10 protein-coding genes are annotated in these 16359 nt (G+C 70.5%); 3 read left to right on the forward strand and 7 right to left on the reverse strand.

Features of this window, described 5'->3' with window-relative positions; genetic code table 11:
• Window positions 1-15: 15 nt before the first annotated feature.
• From ISP_RS26380 to ISP_RS26395, 4 genes are all read right to left on the reverse strand, one after another.
• Window positions 16-1650, reverse strand: a complete 1635-nt coding sequence (locus ISP_RS26380; protein ID WP_013226890.1) for an endo-1,4-beta-xylanase — start codon at window positions 1648-1650, stop codon at window positions 16-18.
• Window positions 1651-1713: 63 nt separating this feature from the next.
• On the reverse strand, window positions 1714-2904 hold the full coding sequence (locus tag ISP_RS26385) for an ROK family transcriptional regulator (protein ID WP_013226891.1): 1191 nt from the start codon (window positions 2902-2904) through the stop codon (window positions 1714-1716).
• Window positions 2905-3004: 100 nt separating this feature from the next.
• Window positions 3005-4603: a beta-N-acetylhexosaminidase gene (locus tag ISP_RS26390; RefSeq protein ID WP_013226892.1), complete on the reverse strand. Its 1599-nt coding sequence runs from the start codon at window positions 4601-4603 to the stop codon at window positions 3005-3007.
• A gap of 104 nt (window positions 4604-4707) precedes the next feature.
• Window positions 4708-8205: a glycosyl hydrolase 2 galactose-binding domain-containing protein gene (locus ISP_RS26395; RefSeq protein WP_230468355.1), complete on the reverse strand. Its 3498-nt coding sequence runs from the start codon at window positions 8203-8205 to the stop codon at window positions 4708-4710.
• A gap of 311 nt (window positions 8206-8516) precedes the next feature.
• On the opposite strand from ISP_RS26395, the gene ISP_RS26400 reads away from it, so the two are divergent.
• From ISP_RS26400 to ISP_RS26410, 3 genes are read left to right on the forward strand one after another with little or no spacing between them, the layout of a single operon-like run.
• Window positions 8517-10355 (forward strand): glycosyl hydrolase family 8, encoded by a 1839-nt coding sequence (locus tag ISP_RS26400; protein ID WP_013226894.1) that lies wholly within the window; start codon window positions 8517-8519, stop codon window positions 10353-10355.
• Window positions 10356-10379: 24 nt separating this feature from the next.
• Window positions 10380-11738: a sugar phosphate isomerase/epimerase family protein gene (locus ISP_RS26405; RefSeq protein WP_230468356.1), complete on the forward strand. Its 1359-nt coding sequence runs from the start codon at window positions 10380-10382 to the stop codon at window positions 11736-11738.
• Window positions 11735-12775: a sugar phosphate isomerase/epimerase family protein gene (locus ISP_RS26410; protein WP_013226896.1), complete on the forward strand. Its 1041-nt coding sequence runs from the start codon at window positions 11735-11737 to the stop codon at window positions 12773-12775. The genes ISP_RS26405 and ISP_RS26410 overlap by 4 nt, the downstream gene beginning before the upstream one ends.
• Before the next feature lie 60 nt (window positions 12776-12835).
• On the opposite strand, the gene ISP_RS26415 is transcribed toward ISP_RS26410, so the two are convergent.
• From ISP_RS26415 to ISP_RS26425, 3 genes are all read right to left on the reverse strand, one after another.
• Window positions 12836-13996: a mandelate racemase/muconate lactonizing enzyme family protein gene (locus ISP_RS26415; RefSeq protein WP_013226897.1), complete on the reverse strand. Its 1161-nt coding sequence runs from the start codon at window positions 13994-13996 to the stop codon at window positions 12836-12838.
• Window positions 13993-15117, reverse strand: a complete 1125-nt coding sequence (locus ISP_RS26420) for a LacI family DNA-binding transcriptional regulator (RefSeq protein ID WP_013226898.1) — start codon at window positions 15115-15117, stop codon at window positions 13993-13995. The genes ISP_RS26415 and ISP_RS26420 overlap by 4 nt, the downstream gene beginning before the upstream one ends.
• 70 nt (window positions 15118-15187) lie before the next feature.
• Window positions 15188-16333 carry a mandelate racemase/muconate lactonizing enzyme family protein gene (locus ISP_RS26425; protein WP_013226899.1) on the reverse strand — a complete coding sequence of 382 codons (1146 nt, stop codon included), beginning with the start codon at window positions 16331-16333 and terminating at the stop codon, window positions 15188-15190.
• Window positions 16334-16359: the final 26 nt, after the last annotated feature.

Below are 16359 nucleotides of genomic sequence, written 5' to 3' on the forward strand. Positions count from 1 at the left end.
TCTCGCTCCTTCCGGTCAGTTCAGCTCGGCGAGCATGGCCGAGTACGCCTTCTTGGGCTTGAGGTTCTGGTCCCAGGGCAGCGCGTCCCCGACGGCGAGGGGGTACTGCCCGATGTCGGCCGTCGAGCCGTAGCGGTCGGTGAACCCCCACATCCCGAACGTCGTGCAGTTCGGCTCGTCCCGGCAGACGGCGAGCTTTCCGGCGAACTCCTTGGCCTGCATGGTCGTGTCCCCGCCGGACACGACGTCCATTTCGGACACCCGGACCTTCAGCCCGAGCGCGGCGAGGGCCTGGACGTGCTTGCGGAACGTCTCCGGCGGGGTCCGGTCGCCCTTTTCGTACTCGTGGTTCTGCATCCCGACGCCGTCGATCGGGACGCCGTCCGCCTTGAGCTGCTTCACCAGCTTGTACAGCGCGTCCCAGCGCGGGCCGCTCTGTTCGACGCCGTATTCGTTGAGGTACAAGGTCGCGGCCGGGTCGGCCGCCCGGGCCGCCCGGAACGCCTGCGGGATGTAGGCCACCCCCATCGCCTGGTACCAGAGGTTGTGTTCCAGGCCGTCGGAGTTGTCCTCGTTCATCGGCTCGTTGACGACGTCCCATTCGGCGACCCGGCCGGCGAAGTGGCCGGCCACCGCCTTGATGTGGTCGAGCATCACCGTCTTCTTGTCCGGCGCCGAGCGCATCCAGGTCGGCAGGGCCTCGAACCACACCAGGGTGTGGGCGTGCACGGCCATCCCGTTCGCCCGCGCGAAGTCGACCAGCATATCGCCCTCGGCGAACGCGAACACCCCCCGCGAGGGCTGGACGAACTCCGGCTTCATGTCGTTCTCGGGGGTGAGCGCGTCGAACTCGCGCCCGGCGATCGTCCGGTAGGCGGCATCGTCGACCAGCGGCGTGCTGGCGATGGCGGAGCCCACGCGGACCGGCCGGGGCAGTGCGGAAGCTTTGGCGCGCAACGACGTGCTCGACGGCTGCTGGGCCCAAGCGGGCGCGTCGACGATCTTCGCGCTGCCGGACGCGGTCAACGCGCGCAGCGTCCAGCCGCCGCCGACCTGCGCGTCCGCGCCGAACCACACGGTGCCCGCGGAGAACGCGCCGTGCTCGCCCACACTGCCGAGCTGCTTGCCGCCGGCGGAGACGGTCACCTTGCCGCCGCTGCGGCTGATCGACACGGCGACGTCGCCGGCGAGACCGGAGCCGAACGTCCTGGTCTCCACGGCTTTGTCGGATCCGCCGTCCCAGACCGCGACCTCGAGCTTCCCGCCGACGACCCCGACGCGCACGCTCGGCCGTTCCTGCCGCCATTCGTCGTAGATCACCGGCAGCCTGCCGTAGAGCTGCAGGTACGCGGACTTGCCGCCGGTCACCGACATCAGCGCGTCGACGCCGAAGTCGCCGCTGACGTCCAGGTGCGGACCGGCCAGGTTGGCGGGCGGGTTGGGCTGGAGGCGTTTGCCTTCCGGCGTGGTCACCCAGCGGTCCAGCGGGGTGATCTTCACCCCGGCCGCCGTCGGTTCGGCACCGGAGAAGTGCGCCCAGTCGTGCCCGGCGAGCAGATCGGCCGATGCCGCGTACGCCGCGCCGGGTGGCGCCAGGCTCGCGCCGGCCAGCAGCGCCGTCCAGACCGCCGTGCGAATTCCCAGTCTCATCGATTCCTCCACGAGATCACCAGGGCGCGGGCGGCGGCCGCACGCTGACCGGTTGGATCCTGCTCACCCAGCGGCAGCCACCCGGCTGGGTACCAGGTCTTCGAGCACCGCGCGCAGGGCCACGACCACCGCGCCGGTGAGGGTGGCCGCCCCGAGCCGCGAGACCTCGACCCGGGGCGGGTACGGGGTCAGCTCGGCCAGGGCGGCCCGGACGGGCTCCAGCAGCAGGTCGCCGTTGAGGCCGAGGCCGCCACCGAGCACGATCAGTTCGACGTCCACGACCCGGGTCAGCCCGGCGGCGGCCCGGGCGATCCGGGTGGCCTCCAGCCGGACCAGCGAGACGGCGAGTGCGTCGCCGGTCCGGGCCGCGGCCATCACCGCCTCCGCGGTGACGGGGCTCCGCAGGACAGTGCCGGAAGAGACACTGCCGGAAGAGACACTGCCGGAAGAGCGGGCCAGCCGCTGCTCGGCGTGCGCGAGAAAAGCGTCGGCCGCCGGGCTCCGGGGGTCGAACTCCCGGTCCGCGCGGACGTAGTCGATCTCGCCCGCGGCGCCGTGCTGCCCCCGGTGCAACTCCCCCGCCAGCACGAGCCCGGCTCCGACGCCGCTGCCGACCGAGAGGAACGCGAAGTTCCGCACCCCCGCACCCGCACCGTGGGCCCCTTCCCCCACGGCGGCCAGGTTGACGTCGTTCTCCACGACGACCGGCACCCCGAGCGCGGCCCGGAATCCGGCGGTGGCCGCGAACCCGTTCAGCTCGTGCTGGTTCGCCACCCGCACCTCGCCGGTGCGCGGATCGATCACGCCGCCGATCCCGACGGCCGCGGCACTGACGTCGGCCACCCCGGCCTGCTTCAGCAGCCGGTCTCGCACCTCGACGGCACGGGCCAGCACCGCCGGCCCGCCGGCCGCGGTCAGCGGCAGGTCGGCCCGGGCGAGCTCGACACCAGCCAGGTCGACGAGCAGGCCGCGCACGTACCTGCTGCCGACGTCCAGGCCGAGCACGACGGCGGCGTCCGGACAAGGCTCGAAGAACACCGCGCCGTAGCTTGTCGCGTCGGCCGGCGGGGCGGCCTCGCGGATCAGCCCGGCGGCGAGCAACGCGTCGACGGACCGGCCGGTGGTCGGCTTGGACGTGCCCAGCCGGCGCGCCAGCTGCGCCCGTGACACCGGGTGGGCCTCCCGGACCGCCCGGTAGACGACCTGGAGGTTCACCTCTCTGAGCAGGGAACCCGTCACCACGCCACTCAGCACACCCTTACTCTAGTAACGAGGTATTACCATGTCTAGTAATGCTTCGTTACCACATTTGCACGTCCGCCGGATGGAGCAGGACGAACTCACGTCACACGTCTCAGCCGGCGCGGGTTCCCGGGGCCCAGGGGATCTGCGCCGAGGCGAAGAAGCCGATCCCCAGCACCGTCCAGCGCGGCCCCTGTGCGCCGAGGCGGGACCGGAACGACGTCCAGTCGTGCGTCGCCGCCGGTGACCAGCCCAGTTCGGCGATGGCCGGCAGCCTCGGGAAGGTCATGAACTCGAGGTCGGCGAGGGTGACCAGGGTTTCCGACCACAGCGGCGCTTCCACGCCCAGCACCGCCGACTCCCCGACGCCACTGAGATAGGACCCTGGGTTCCAGTCGTAGGCCGTCTGCTCCTCGATGTAGCCGGCCCAGTTCTGCCCGAGCTTGGTCTTGCGGCTGTACTTCATGTCCAGGTACGCCTTGTTCGCCGGGGCCAGCACCACCTTGTTCCCCCGCGCCACCGCGGCCGCGGTCTTCGGCTCGGACGTCGTCGTTCCCCAGTACTCCAGCACGGTCGAGGCCGGCGGGGTGACGGCGGCGATGTCGTGCCAGGCCATGGGCGCCTTGCCGTACCCGGCCACGAGCGGCAGTTCCTTGCCTTCGAAGCTCGTGTAGTCCTTCGCCTTGGTGGATTGAGCCTCGTCGCCGCCGATGTGCAGATAGGGGCCGGGGGTGAGCCCGGCGAGCTCGCCGAGCACGTTGTCGAGGAAGGTGTAGGTGATGTCCTTGCCGACGCACAGCGAGCTGAATCCGACATCCGTGCCGGTGTAGAGCGGTGGCGCCGTTCCCGTGCAGTTGAGCGCCGGATACGAGGCGAGGGCGGCGTTGGTGTGCCCCGGGCCGTCGATCTCCGGCACGATCGTGACGTAGTGCGCCCGCGCGTAGTCCACGATCGCGCGGTAGTCGGCCTGGGTGTAGTAGCCGCCGGGGCCCCCGCCGACCGCGGTGCTGCCGCCGACGGTCGCCAGCTGTGGCCAGCTGGTGATCGCGATGCGCCAGCCTTGATCGTCGGCCAGATGCAGGTGCAGGCGGTTCACCTTGTACCGGGAGATCTCGTCGAGGTAGCGCTCCACGGTGGCGACCGGGAAGAAGTGGCGGGCCACGTCGAGCATCGCGCCGCGGTAGGGGAAGCGCGGGTGATCCTCGATGTGCCCGGCGGGCACCGGCCACGGTCCGGGTTGGATGGTGGCGCTGTCCGCGGCCGCCGGCAGCAGCTGGCGCAGCGTCTGCACCCCGTTGAACAGGCCTTCCGGCTGGTTCGCGCGGACGACGACGCCGCCCGCGCTCACGTCCAGCAGGTAGCCCTCGTCGCCGAGTTCGGCGCCCGCACCGGACAACAGCAGCGAGATCCCGTCGGCGGTGGCCGCTTCCCGGCCGGGGGCGGCCACCACCGGTAGCGCGTAGCCCGTCGAGCGGCGGAGAACCCTCGCGAGCTCGACGCCGATCTCTTCGACGGGCGCCGACCCGGGCTCGACCAGGATGGTCGTGCTCGCCGTGATCGCGTAGCCGGTTCCGGTGGCCTGCTGAACGGCGACCGGTTGCGGCACGAGGGCGTTCATGCCGGTCACGGGCGGCGCTGTCCGGCCGGCATCGCCCCGGGCCGCACCGGCGTGGCCGCCCAGGGCGAGCGCCACGATCGCGATCACGACCACGGGCCGGGGACTTCAGCTTGATCATCCTCTGTCGCTCCCTTCAGGACGGACACGAACCTCGGTGACGCACCCCGACGGCGATGACGTGCGTCACCGAGGTCCGGTCACACCGGGCGGAACCGGGTCCGCGACGGTGTGCTCGCCGACGACGCCCCGCCGGGCGCGCTCTGGCCGGTGAAGGTCACGTTGACCGGCGGCTGGTACCCCTTGCCCTTGGTGTAACCACCGCCGAACCGGATGGCGATGCTCGCGCCGACCGGGATGGCCGCGTCCGACGCGATGCTCGTGAGCGTCCAGTGGTGGGCGTTCGAGGTGACGGTGGCGCCCGTCGCGCTCGTGACGGTCATTCTTCCCACCAGGTCGAACTGGAGGTTCCAGCCGTTGACGGCGCTGCCGGAGTTGTTCGTGATGGTCGCCGTGTCGGTGTAGGTGCTCCCGGTGTCGGCCGTTTTGGTGATGGTCACCGACACGGTGCCACCGCCGGGTGTCGTCGCCGTCACCGGCGCGCTCGGCGGTGACTCGTGGCCCGCCGCGTCCAGCGCGGTCACCGTGAACGCGTGCGTGCTCCCCGCGGCCAGCCCGCTCACTGTGGCGCTGGTCGTCGTCGACGCCGCGACCACCGTGCCGCCTTCGTAAACCTGGTACGACACCGCGGGATCCGCACCGGCGGGCTCCGTCCAGCCCACCTCGATCGTCGAGCCCGATGTCGCCGACGCGGTCGGATCGACCGGCGTCGCCGGCGCGGTGCCGGAGCCTCCGGCCGCGAGTACGTCGATCTTGGCCGCGTTCCAGCCGGACAGGCTGATCACCGGGGTCGCGCCGTGCAGGTCCGCCGCGCGGTACGACACATTCAGCGTCTGCGATTCTCCCGGCCACAAGGTGACGTCGTTGTCGTCCCACAGCCCTGAGGACACCTGGTTGTCCCCCGGCTGCTCCGTGCCGTCCGGGTTGCCGCGGCGGACGTCCGCGCGCAGGAAGAAGCCCACGGCCGGCGTCTTGCTGGTGTTGGTGATCGTCACCGTGCTGACGGTGTCCGCGCCGTCGGGCCCCGGCTGGCTTCGCGTGCTCGCCACCGCGCCGATCGTCGACTGCGGCAGCGACTTCAACGCCTGCAGGTCGGCGTACTGCGTCATCGACGCCTGCGGGTTGCCGAGCGTGGACGCCCAGTTGACGACGTCCTGCTGGGTGGACTGCCAGTAGACGTTGCGGTCCACGACCGCGTTCCCTTGACGCAGCAGCAGTTCCACGAAGTACGTCTTCGCCGCGGCCGGCGGTGTCGTGGTGGCAGGCACCTTCGGCGTGAGCACGGCGTTGCGCACCTGCTGGCTGTTCAGGGTGAGGTCCGCGGCCTGCTGGTCGTCGAGCAGGGTGCCCGCGATGTCGTACACCTTGGACTCCACGGTGAGGCCACTCTGCGTCGTGCCGCCGAGATTGTCGAGAGTCACGGTGTCGTTGTCGAGGGCGTAGAGCGCGTGCAGTGTCCCGTTGGCCTTCTTGGCGCCGAAGAAGCTGCCCGCCTGGTCACCGTCGTAGTTGTACAGGTCCCACAGCACGGTCGGCCAGCCCTTGTTCACCTGCCAGTAGACCGTGCCGGTGGACGGCGCGGCCGCATTGGTCGAGTGGTCCATGAAGGCCTCGAACTGCGCCCGGGTGTTCTCGTAGTTCTGCACCTGCGCTTCCTCGACGTAGCCGCTCAGGTCGGACCAGGCGCCGTAACGGCTGGTCAGCGCCTGGTCGAAGACGAAGAGCGTGCCGAACTTGTAGCCGCCGTGCCCGGCCTCGTAGTTGGCGTGGTACTGGTTGAACCCGGGGTTCTGCCACAGAGCGGCCTGGTCCGACGCGGACAGGAACCGGCTGATCGAGTCCTGCGTCGGCACGGTGTCGCCGGCGCTCTGCTCACTGTCGAAGCCCCACGACCCGCCGGCGTTGGTGCGCGTCGAGTCCGACTTGTCGAAGTGGCTCGTGTCGTACCAGTAGTTCGGCGGCACGTAGTCGTACGGGCCTTCCTTCTCCCCCGACGCACCGAGTTTCGGGCTGCCGTTGTACTCGGCGGACGCGATGAGCGGCACGGCGAAGTCGGCCTGCGCGAACGCGTCGATCGTGCCGGCCTCCTCGGCCGCGCCGGGCGCGTTGTCGCTCCAGCTGAAAGACATCACACTGGGGTGGTTGCGTTCGTGCTGGGCGATCGTCAGCGACGACAGTTTCCGGACGGCCAGATCGGCCGCACCGGGGCTGTCGTTCTCCCAGGCGTCGCAGCACTGGAAGCCGGAGTCGACCATGATCCCGGCGGCGTCCATCTGCTGGTAGAAGTCGTCCGGGAAGAAGTGCCCCTCGATCCGGACGAGGTTGATGCCGAGGTTCTTCATCAGCGCGATCTGCCGGGCGATGCCGGACGAGGAGTAGCGCAGGAAGAGGTCCTCGGCGAACCCGCCGCCACGGATCACGACCGGCCTGCCATTGACGCTGAAGCTGCGTACGCCACTCGGCGCCCCGGTGGACTTCCCGACCAGGGCCGAGGTCACCGTCCGGATGCCGAACGTCTCGTGGGTGGAGCCGGTCGCGACGCCGCCCTGTGCGATCACGGTGTCCAATGTGTACAGTGGCTGCGCGCCCAGCTGGTACGGCCACCAGATCTGCGGGTGAGCGATCGTCAGGCCCGGGTTCTGCCCCGGCGTGAACGACACCGTCTGCGTCGCGTGCGCGGCGACCGTCACCGGCTGCTGGACCACGATCGGCGGCCCCGCGCCGCTCGGCGGGGTCACCGTCGCGGTAATCGAACCGGTCTGCGAGGCGGCCGAGTTGTTGGTGACATCGGCTTTGACCGTCAAGGCCGAACTGCTCAGGTCGGCACTGGTGTTCGGCACCACGTGCGCGTTGCCGACGCCCAGCGCGGAGGCCACGTCGAGCTGGACCGGGAACTGGATGCCGGTGTTGTTGTCCGGCGGGATCTGGTTCCAGTCGACGTCGTCGAGCGTGAGCATCTTCGACGGGTCGTTCGGGTAGACCTCGAGCGCCACCGAGTTCGTGCCGGTCAGCATCAGGCTCGTGACATCGAAGGTGAAGCGCGTGTAGGCACCGGTGACGCTGGCCTGGGTGGCGACCTCCTTGCCGTCGACCCAGACGTCGGCCTGGCCGACGATCCCGTTGACGACCAAGCTCGCGGTCTGGCCGGCCTGCAGGCCGGGCGTGAAGTCGGTGCGGTACCACCACGGAACCATGAACTGCGGGACCGTTTCCGGCCCGATCTTCTTCTGGGTGCCGAAGCAGGTCTTCATGTTGTCGGCGAAGAAGACGTTGGGGCACTTGCCGTTCTGCAGGAGCGCGGTGATCTCGGTTCCGGGCGCTCCGGCGTCGTCCGGTGCCACCGGCAGCCAGCCGGCGGTGTCGAAGCCCGGTGTCGAAATCTGCTGTCCGCCCTGGCCCGCGGTGGCACTGCTGAGCACTTTCCAGCCGGTGGCGCCGAGAGTGGACAGCCCGGGTGCCGCACCGGCGGCGAACCGGGGCACCGGCGCCGACGGGCCGGCCGTGGCGGCGCCGCTCGCGGTGTGTCCGGCTACCGCGAGCAAGGTTACGGCCGCGAGCACCAGGAATTTTCTTCGCATGCTGCCTCCAGAACGTGAAGGGCTGGACCGGGCTCTGCGGCGTGGGTGGTGGCACTGGCCACGTGCCGAGATTCGCACAGGGCCGACGCCGGCGAGCCCCAGATGTGGGGATTCACATCGGAGTCACATCGTCGGCGTGGCAAGCAGAATGTGAGAACCGTTTGGGGGGCATGTGAATCTCCACATTTTCGTACGGTCCGTGCCCGGAAGCGCACGCCCCGGATACCATGGCGCCAATCGTAAAGAAGGTTTCCAAACGGAGAGGGAGTGGCATGACACAACGCTGCAAAAGGACCGCGCGAGCCGGCGGTGTGGCGCTCGCACTCATCGCGGCGACCGCGACGGCAGGTACCGGGCCGGCCGCCGCCGCGAGCCGGAGTCCCTTCGAGACGGTCAACCACCCCTTCCCCGCCCACGTCACCTACGCCACCGGAGTACTGCCCTCGGCGAGCCAGGCCGCCCGCGACACCGCGGTGGAACGGCAGTACGACTCCTGGAAAGCCACCTACCTCGTCGCCGGGTGCGCGGCGGGCCAGTACTACGTTTCGACCAAGGGCGACGACGACGCCCCGAACAACGGCCCCGTCTCGGAAAGCCAGGGCTACGGCATGAACATCGTGCCGCTGATGGCCGGCTACGACGTCAACGCCAAGGCCGAGTTCGACGGGCTCTGGAACCTCGTCAGCACCCACCGCGACGGTCACGGCATGATGCAGTGGCAGCTCGACGGGAAGACCTGCAAGTACGCCGACTCGGGTACCCCCGACAGCGCGACCGACGGCGACCTCGACATCGGCTACGGCCTGCTGCTGGCCGACAAACAGTGGGGCGGCTACTCCGCCGCCGCGACGGACTGGCTGGCGAAGTTCTACGCCGCCGACGTCGCTCCGGACGGGCACCTCAAGGCCGAGGACGACGGCGACGACAACGTCACCCGGCCGTCGGACCACATGTACGACCACTTGCGCGCCTTCGCCGCGTACGACAAGGCGCACGACTGGAACAAGGTCATCACCCGGACCGAAGCCGTGGACACCGCGTTCTCCGCGAAGTACTCGCCGGCGACCGGGCTGCTGTCGGACTTCGTGCTCGGCGCGGACACCGGCAGCCCGTCCCCCGCGCCGGCGAAGTACCGGGAGAACCAGCCGGACAACATCGTCGGCTACAACTCCATCCGGGTGCCGTGGCACCTGGGCACCGACGCGCTGCTGAACGGCAGCGCGGCCGCCGTCGAACTGTCACTGGCCACCAAGGAATCGGCGTGTCTCAAGGCGCAGTCCGGCGGCGTGCCCACCAAGGTCTACCCGCACACCAACCTCGACTGCACACCGCACCCGACCGACGGGTCGGGCCATTCCGACACCCAGGCCGAAGAAGCCGGCGACGCGATCGGGCCGGCCGCCATGGCGGCCGGCGACCAGGCGTGGACCGACGCCATCTGGAACGAACTCGCCACGAACCCCTTCGGTGACCCGTACTACGGCGAGACCATCAAAATGCTCGTCTACATCGTGATGGCCGGCGACTACTGGTCCCCCACGGGACCGCCCGGCGGCGGCACCGGCCCGGCCGCACCGGCCGCGCTGTCGGTGACCGGCACCACGAACTCGAGCATCGGCCTGTCGTGGACCGAACAGGACAACACCGACCCGGCCGTGTCCTACAAGGTCTACGAAGGCTCCGCGGTGGTGGCCACCCCCACCGGAACGACGGCCACGATCAGCGGGCTGGCCGGCGGCACCAGCCACACCTACACCGTCACGGCCGTCGACGCCGCCGGCCTCGAATCACCGCACAGCGGCCCAGTCACCGCAACGACCGGCGGTGGAACCGGCGGCGGGGCCACCGTGACCGTCACCAAGACCGCCGACACCGGCACCGGGACCTACACCGACCAGGCCGTCATCACCAACAACTCCGGCGCCGACGTGCACGGCTGGAACGTGCAGTTCGACCTCAGCGGCCGGATGACCGTCACGAGCGCGGCCAACGCCGTGGTCACTTCCAGCGCGCACCACTGGACCCTGACCAACACCGCGGCGGACGCCACCATCGCCGCCGGCGGCACCCTCGTCGTCACGTTCGAAGGGACGTACACCAAAGGCAAGCAGTACGTCGCACCGACCAACGTCACCCTCCGGACCACCTGACCCTCGACGCCGACTTGGAGCAGCATGAGAAAACTCTCGATTCGCCGGGTGCTGGCCCTGGTGCCGGCCCTGGTCGTTCCCCTGGCCACCGCACCGGCCGCCGCGGCGAGCCCGGCACACCACCTCGGATACTTCAGCGGTGACTACCTGCCGAGCCTGGAAATGTACAGCTTCAACCTCAACCTGAACGCGGCCATCAAGGGCCGCAAGGGTGTCCCGCCGATCACCACGGTCGACGCGATCAAGTGGGCGGCCTCGGCCGGCTTCCCCGCCGTCGACATCACCGCGTACTACCTGCCCGGCTACGACACCCACACCATGCCGACGGTCCCCACCGCGGACATCATGGGCTACGCGGACCAGATCAAGGCCCTCACCCAGCAGCTCGGCGTCGCGATCAGCGGCACCGGCGTCTTCAACGACTTCGCCGACCCGGACACCGCGCGGCGCGCCCTCGACATCCGGCGGGTGGAGTTCTGGACCGACGTCGCGGCCCGGATGGGTGCGCCGGTCATGCGCGTGTTCTCGGGCAAGGTCCCGGCCGACATCGGCCAGTACGGGTGGGCGGACATCACGCGGACGCGGATCGTGCCCGCACTGCAGGAGGTCACCGCCTACGCCGCGACCAAGGGCGTCAAGATCGTGCTGCAGAACCACGGCGACATGGCCGCCACGGCCGATCAGACCCTCCGGATGCTCGACTGGGTGGGCAGCCGCAACATCAGCGTCATCGACGACACCGGCTACTTCCGGCCGTTCCAGGCCGACACGGGCCTCGGCTACGACTGGTATCCGGACATCGCCCGGACACTGGCTCGCTCCGACAGCATCCAGGTGAAGCAGCTGCCCGCCGGCGAGGGCACCGACGTCCCGATGGACCTGGACCGGCTCTTCATCGACATGCGGCTGAGCAGCTACCGCGGCTTCATCCCGCTGGAACTGCTCTGGGTGGCCGGGCAGCCCGGCTACCCCCGTGACCTGCCGGCCCCTCCGTTCGACCAGATCACCGCGTTCAAGACGAAGGTCGACACGGCTTTGGCGGAGACGAAGACCGAGCCGTTCGACGTGCTCCGGAACGACATCCGGACGCTCGCCGGGTCCGGCGACGTGGCCGGGCCGGTCCGTGGACAGCTCTACGAGATCCTCGGCCAGGCCGACGGCCACTACCGGGAGGCCCAGCCGGGCCAGGCCATCGCCCGCATGCGGGACTTCCTGCACCGCGTCGCGAACCCCGGACCGCGGAGTCACTTCTCCGACATCGCGAAACAGCAACTGACCCGGCGCATGAGCGCGCTGCTCACCTCCTTCACCGACGTCTTCGGAGGACCACCCGCCGACCCGACGCCCGCATCGACCGACCACCGAGGAGCGCCACTGTCATGACGAGGAAATCGTTCTGCTCATCGCTGTGCCTCGCACTCGCGGCCCTGCTCCCGGCGAGCGCCGCCGCCGCACCGCTGAGCGGCCGAGCGCCGTACTACTCGGGCGACTACCGGGTCAGCCTCGAGCTCTACAGCTTCAACGTGAACCTCAACGCCTACCTCAAGCACCGCAAGGGCGCCCCGCCGATCAGCCCGACCGACGCGATCAAGTGGGCCAAGACGGCCGGCTTCGACGCGGTCGACATCACCGCGTACTACCTGCCCGGCTACGACAACGCCACCATGCCGACGGTCCCCAAGGCGCAGATCCTGGCGGCCGCGGACGAGATCAAGGCACTCACCCGGCAGCTGGGTCTCGGGATCAGCGGGACCGGGAACTTCGACGACTTCGCCGCCCCTGACCCGTCCCGCGTGGCGCTCGACGTCCGGCGGGCCGAGTTCTGGATCGACATCGCCGCCGAGATGGGCGCGCCCGAGTTGCGGGTCTTCTCCGGCTCGGTACCAGCCGACATCGACCAGCTCGGCTGGGCGAAGATCGCGCAGACCCGGATCGTGCCGGCCCTGCGCCAGGTCGCCGACTACGGTGCGACCAAGGGGGTCAGGATCGGGCTGCAGAACCACGGCGACATGACGGCGACCGCGGCCCAGACCATCCAGATCGCGCAGTGGGTGGACAGCCCCAACTTCGACCTGATCGACGACACCGGGTACTTCCGGCCGTTCCAGGCGACGACCGGGGCGAACTACCCGTGGTACTCCGACATCGCGGCCGTCCTGCCCTACTCGGGCAACGCCTACGTCAAACTGAAGCCGGCGGGCGAGGACTCGGCCGCGCCGCTGATGGACTTCAAGAAGCTCTTCACCTCGGTGCGGGCGAGCGGTTACCAGGGCTACCTTCCGCTGGAACGGCTCTGGGACAAGACCGACCCGGACAACCCGAAGACGCAGAAGACTCCACCCTACAGCGAGATCAGCGCGTTCCTCGCGCAGGTCCGGACCGCACTGGCCCAGACGAAGACGCCGCCTGCCGGCCGCTGAGCGCGACCGGTGCCCGGTGGCGGCCGCCTCGACCCGAGACGGCCGCCACCGGCGGGCTCGTCACAGGACATCGACGGCCAGTTCACGAACCGCCGCTTCGTCGACCTCCACGCCGAGACCGGGGCCGGTCGGCACCTGCGCGACGCCGTCGGAGACCACCACCGTCGTGCCGGTCGTGTACACGGAGCCGATGAATTGCCGGCCGTTGAGATCCACCGGGGTGTCGATCCCGTGGGCGGCGAACAGGTGCAGCGACGCGGCGAGGCCGAGGTCGGAATCGGTCAAGCCCGACCCCATCAGCCGGACCCCGCTGTCCTCGGCCAGCACGCACAACCGGCGCGACAGCGTCAGCCCGCCGCTGCGCTGGACCTTCGCGATGGCCACGGCCACCGCGTCCAGCCGCACGAACGTCGCGAGATCGTTGGGGTGGCGCAGGCTCTCGTCCAGCGCCACCGGGATCGGGGACACGTCGCGGAGCCGGCGCAGCCCGACGATGTCGTTGGCGGGCAACGGCTGCTCGAACGCGGTCACGTCCAGCTCGACCAGCCGCCGCGCCAGCCACAACGCGGTGTCCACCGTGTACGCCTGGTTGGCGTCCACCCACAGCGGTGCGGCGCCGCTCGCCGCGCGCACCGCGCGCACGACGGCGAGATCCTCGAGCGCGGTGTGCAAGCCCACCTTGACCTTGAAGGCCCGGTAGCCCAGCGCGCGCCCTTCGGCGACGCACGCGGCGACCTCGGCCTCGGTCTGCCCGGACACCACCCAGCCCAGCTCGATGATTTCTCGACGCCGCCGGCCCCACAGCACGCCCACCGGCACGCCGAGCGCGTGCCCGAGCAGGTCGTGCAGGGCGACGTCCACCGCCGACTTGGCCAGCGGCGCGCCGATGCTGAAGCCCCGGTTGATCGCGTGGTCGAACGCGTTGTTCACACCGCGCAGGTCCCAGCAGGGACGGCCGAGGATCGCCGGGGCGAGGTAGCGGTCGATGGTGGTGACGATCGACTCGGCCGTCTCGTAGGTCCAGGCCGGGATCGGGGTCGCTTCCCCCCACCCGGCCACTCCGTCCGCGCTGACCTTCACCAGGATCCGCAGACTCGGCTGCCCGGCTACGGCGATGGAGCCGCCGGAGACGCCGAAGGAACGCACCGTCGGCAGCGCGACGGCAAACGTCTCGACCCGGTCGATGGTGAGCCCGGTCAGCGTCCGGCCGTCCGCGATCACGAGGCGACCTCCGTGTCCGATGGGGACGTCCGCACGGTCATGGCTAGTCCTTCCGTCGTTGGCAGCGTCGCGGTGCTGGCCCGGATCACGACCTCGCCGGCCATCCGGATGTTCTGGGCGCGCTTGCCGGTCTTCCCGTCGAGCGCCAGTCGCAGGGCACGTTCACCGAGCCGTTCGAGCGGGAGCGCCACCGTGGTCAACGGCGGTGTCAGATCCCGGACGCCGGGTATGTCGTCGAATCCGGCGACGGAGACGTCGCCGGGCACCGACAGTCCCCGATCCCGGATCGCGGCGCAGGCACCGATCGCCATCACGTCGGTGACCGCGAAGACACAGGTGGCCGGCAGGCCGACCTCGATCAGGCGGGTCATCGCGTCGTATCCGCCGTCCCGGGTGAACGCACCCTCGACGACGTCTTCGTCGGCCAGGTGCACGCCGGCGGCGGCCAGGCCGTCGCGGAAGCCGCCGAGCCGGTCGGCCACCGTCGTCAGCACGCGGGGTCCGGTCAGCACGGCGAACCGCCGGTGCCCCATCCCGGCCAGCGCCGCGGCGAGTGCGGCCGCGCCGGCCCGGTTCTCCGGGAGCACGCTGTCCACCCGCAGACCCCGATGCCTGCTGATCACCGCGACCCGGCCGCCGCCCCGCAGGTAGGGGTTCAGCTCGGCGGCCATCCGCCGCTCCCAGCGGCGGTCCTCGATGCCCGAGCCGATCAGCAGGATGGCCGGGGCGCGCTGCGCGCGGAGCATCGAGACGTACTCGATCTCCCGATCGAACCGGCGGAACGTGCTGGCCAGCAGGACCAGCATCCCTTCGTCCGCGGCGACCTGCATCACGCCGCGGGCGATGGCGGCGAAGTAGGGATCGCTGATGTCGTGGCAGATCACGCCGACGGTCCGGTGCGAGGAGCCGGCCAGCGCCTGCGCGTGGGCGTTCGGCGTGTACTCGAGCCGGCTCGCCGCTTCGTGCACCCGTGCGGCCAGCTCGGCGTGGACGGTCGCGCTGCCGTTCAGCACCCTCGACGCGGTGGCCGGAGACACCCGGGCCGCTTTCGCGACGTCCTCGAGGGTCATGTGGGTCCACCGGTCCGGTTCCCGGCGTGCGGTTTCCCGGTGAGCGGTCATGAAAGCGCTTTCTCTTCGGCCGGGTTCGCCATGGAGGTCGCTGACGTGTCGCACGAGTCGCCTCCGCCGATCAGCCCGGCAGGTCCACGGCCAGGGACCGCACGACCTGCTCGTCGACGTCGACGCCGAGTCCCGGACCGGTCGGCACCTCGGCCGCGCCGTCGACGACCGTGACCGTGCGGCCGGTGGCATACGGGGACCGGACGAACTGACGCCCGGCCAGGTCGACCGGCGTGCCGATGTCGTAGGCGGCGAACAGGTGCAACGATGCCGCGAGCCCGAGATCCGAATCCGCGAGCCCGGAGCCCATGAGCCGCGTGCCGCAGTCCTCGGCGAAGCCGCACAGCCGCCGCGACAGCGTCAGGCCCCCGCTGCGCTGGACCTTGGCGACCACGACGTCGACCGCGTCGAGCCGGACGAGGGTGGCCAGATCGCTGGGGTGCGGCAGGCCCTCGTCCAGGGCGATGGGCACCGGCGACGCGTCACGCAGCCGCTTGAGGCCGGCGATGTCGTTGGCCGGCAACGGCTGTTCGAAGACGGTCGCGCCGACGTCGGCCAGCGGTCCCGCGACCCGCAGCGCACTGTCCACTGTGTACGACTGGTTTCCGTCGGCCCAGAGCACCGCGTCGGAGGCCGCCGCACGAACCGCCTCGACGATCCCCGCATCCTCGCGCCGGCCCAGCCCGCCGAGGTCGACCTTGAACGCCCGGTAGCCGTGGTCGAGCCCCTCCGCGACGGAGTCGGCCGCTTCCGCGGCGCTCCGCCCGGCCACCGTCCAGCCCAGCTCGAGCCGATCCGTCCGCCGCGCGCCCCACAACACCCCCAGCGACAGTCCCAGCGCCCGGCCGAGCAGGTCGTGCACCGCCATGTCCACCGCCGCCTTGGCCGGCGGGGCACCGATGGTGAACCCGCAGTTGACGGCCCGGTCGAAGGCCGAGGTGATCCCGTCGAGGTCCCATGCCGACCGGCCGACGAGCGCCGGGGCGAGGTGGTACCTGATCGTCGCCAGGATCGATTCGGCCGTTTCGCAGGTGCGTGCGGGGGTCGCCTCTCCCCAGCCCGTTACACCGCCGGCGGTGACCTTGACCAGAATGCGCGGCGCAGTCCGGCGCTCCAAGGAACGGACGGCGGGAAGCGCGATCGCCCAGGCCTCGACCCGATCGACGACGAACTCCGCCGGATCGGCCCGGTCGCCGGCACTGGGCGCACCTGTCACTGGCCCGCTCCTCGATCAGGTGGATC

Origin of the sequence: Amycolatopsis mediterranei (assembly GCF_026017845.1) — a bacterium.
In the GTDB taxonomy this organism is placed as follows: Bacteria; Actinomycetota; Actinomycetes; order Mycobacteriales; family Pseudonocardiaceae; genus Amycolatopsis; species Amycolatopsis mediterranei.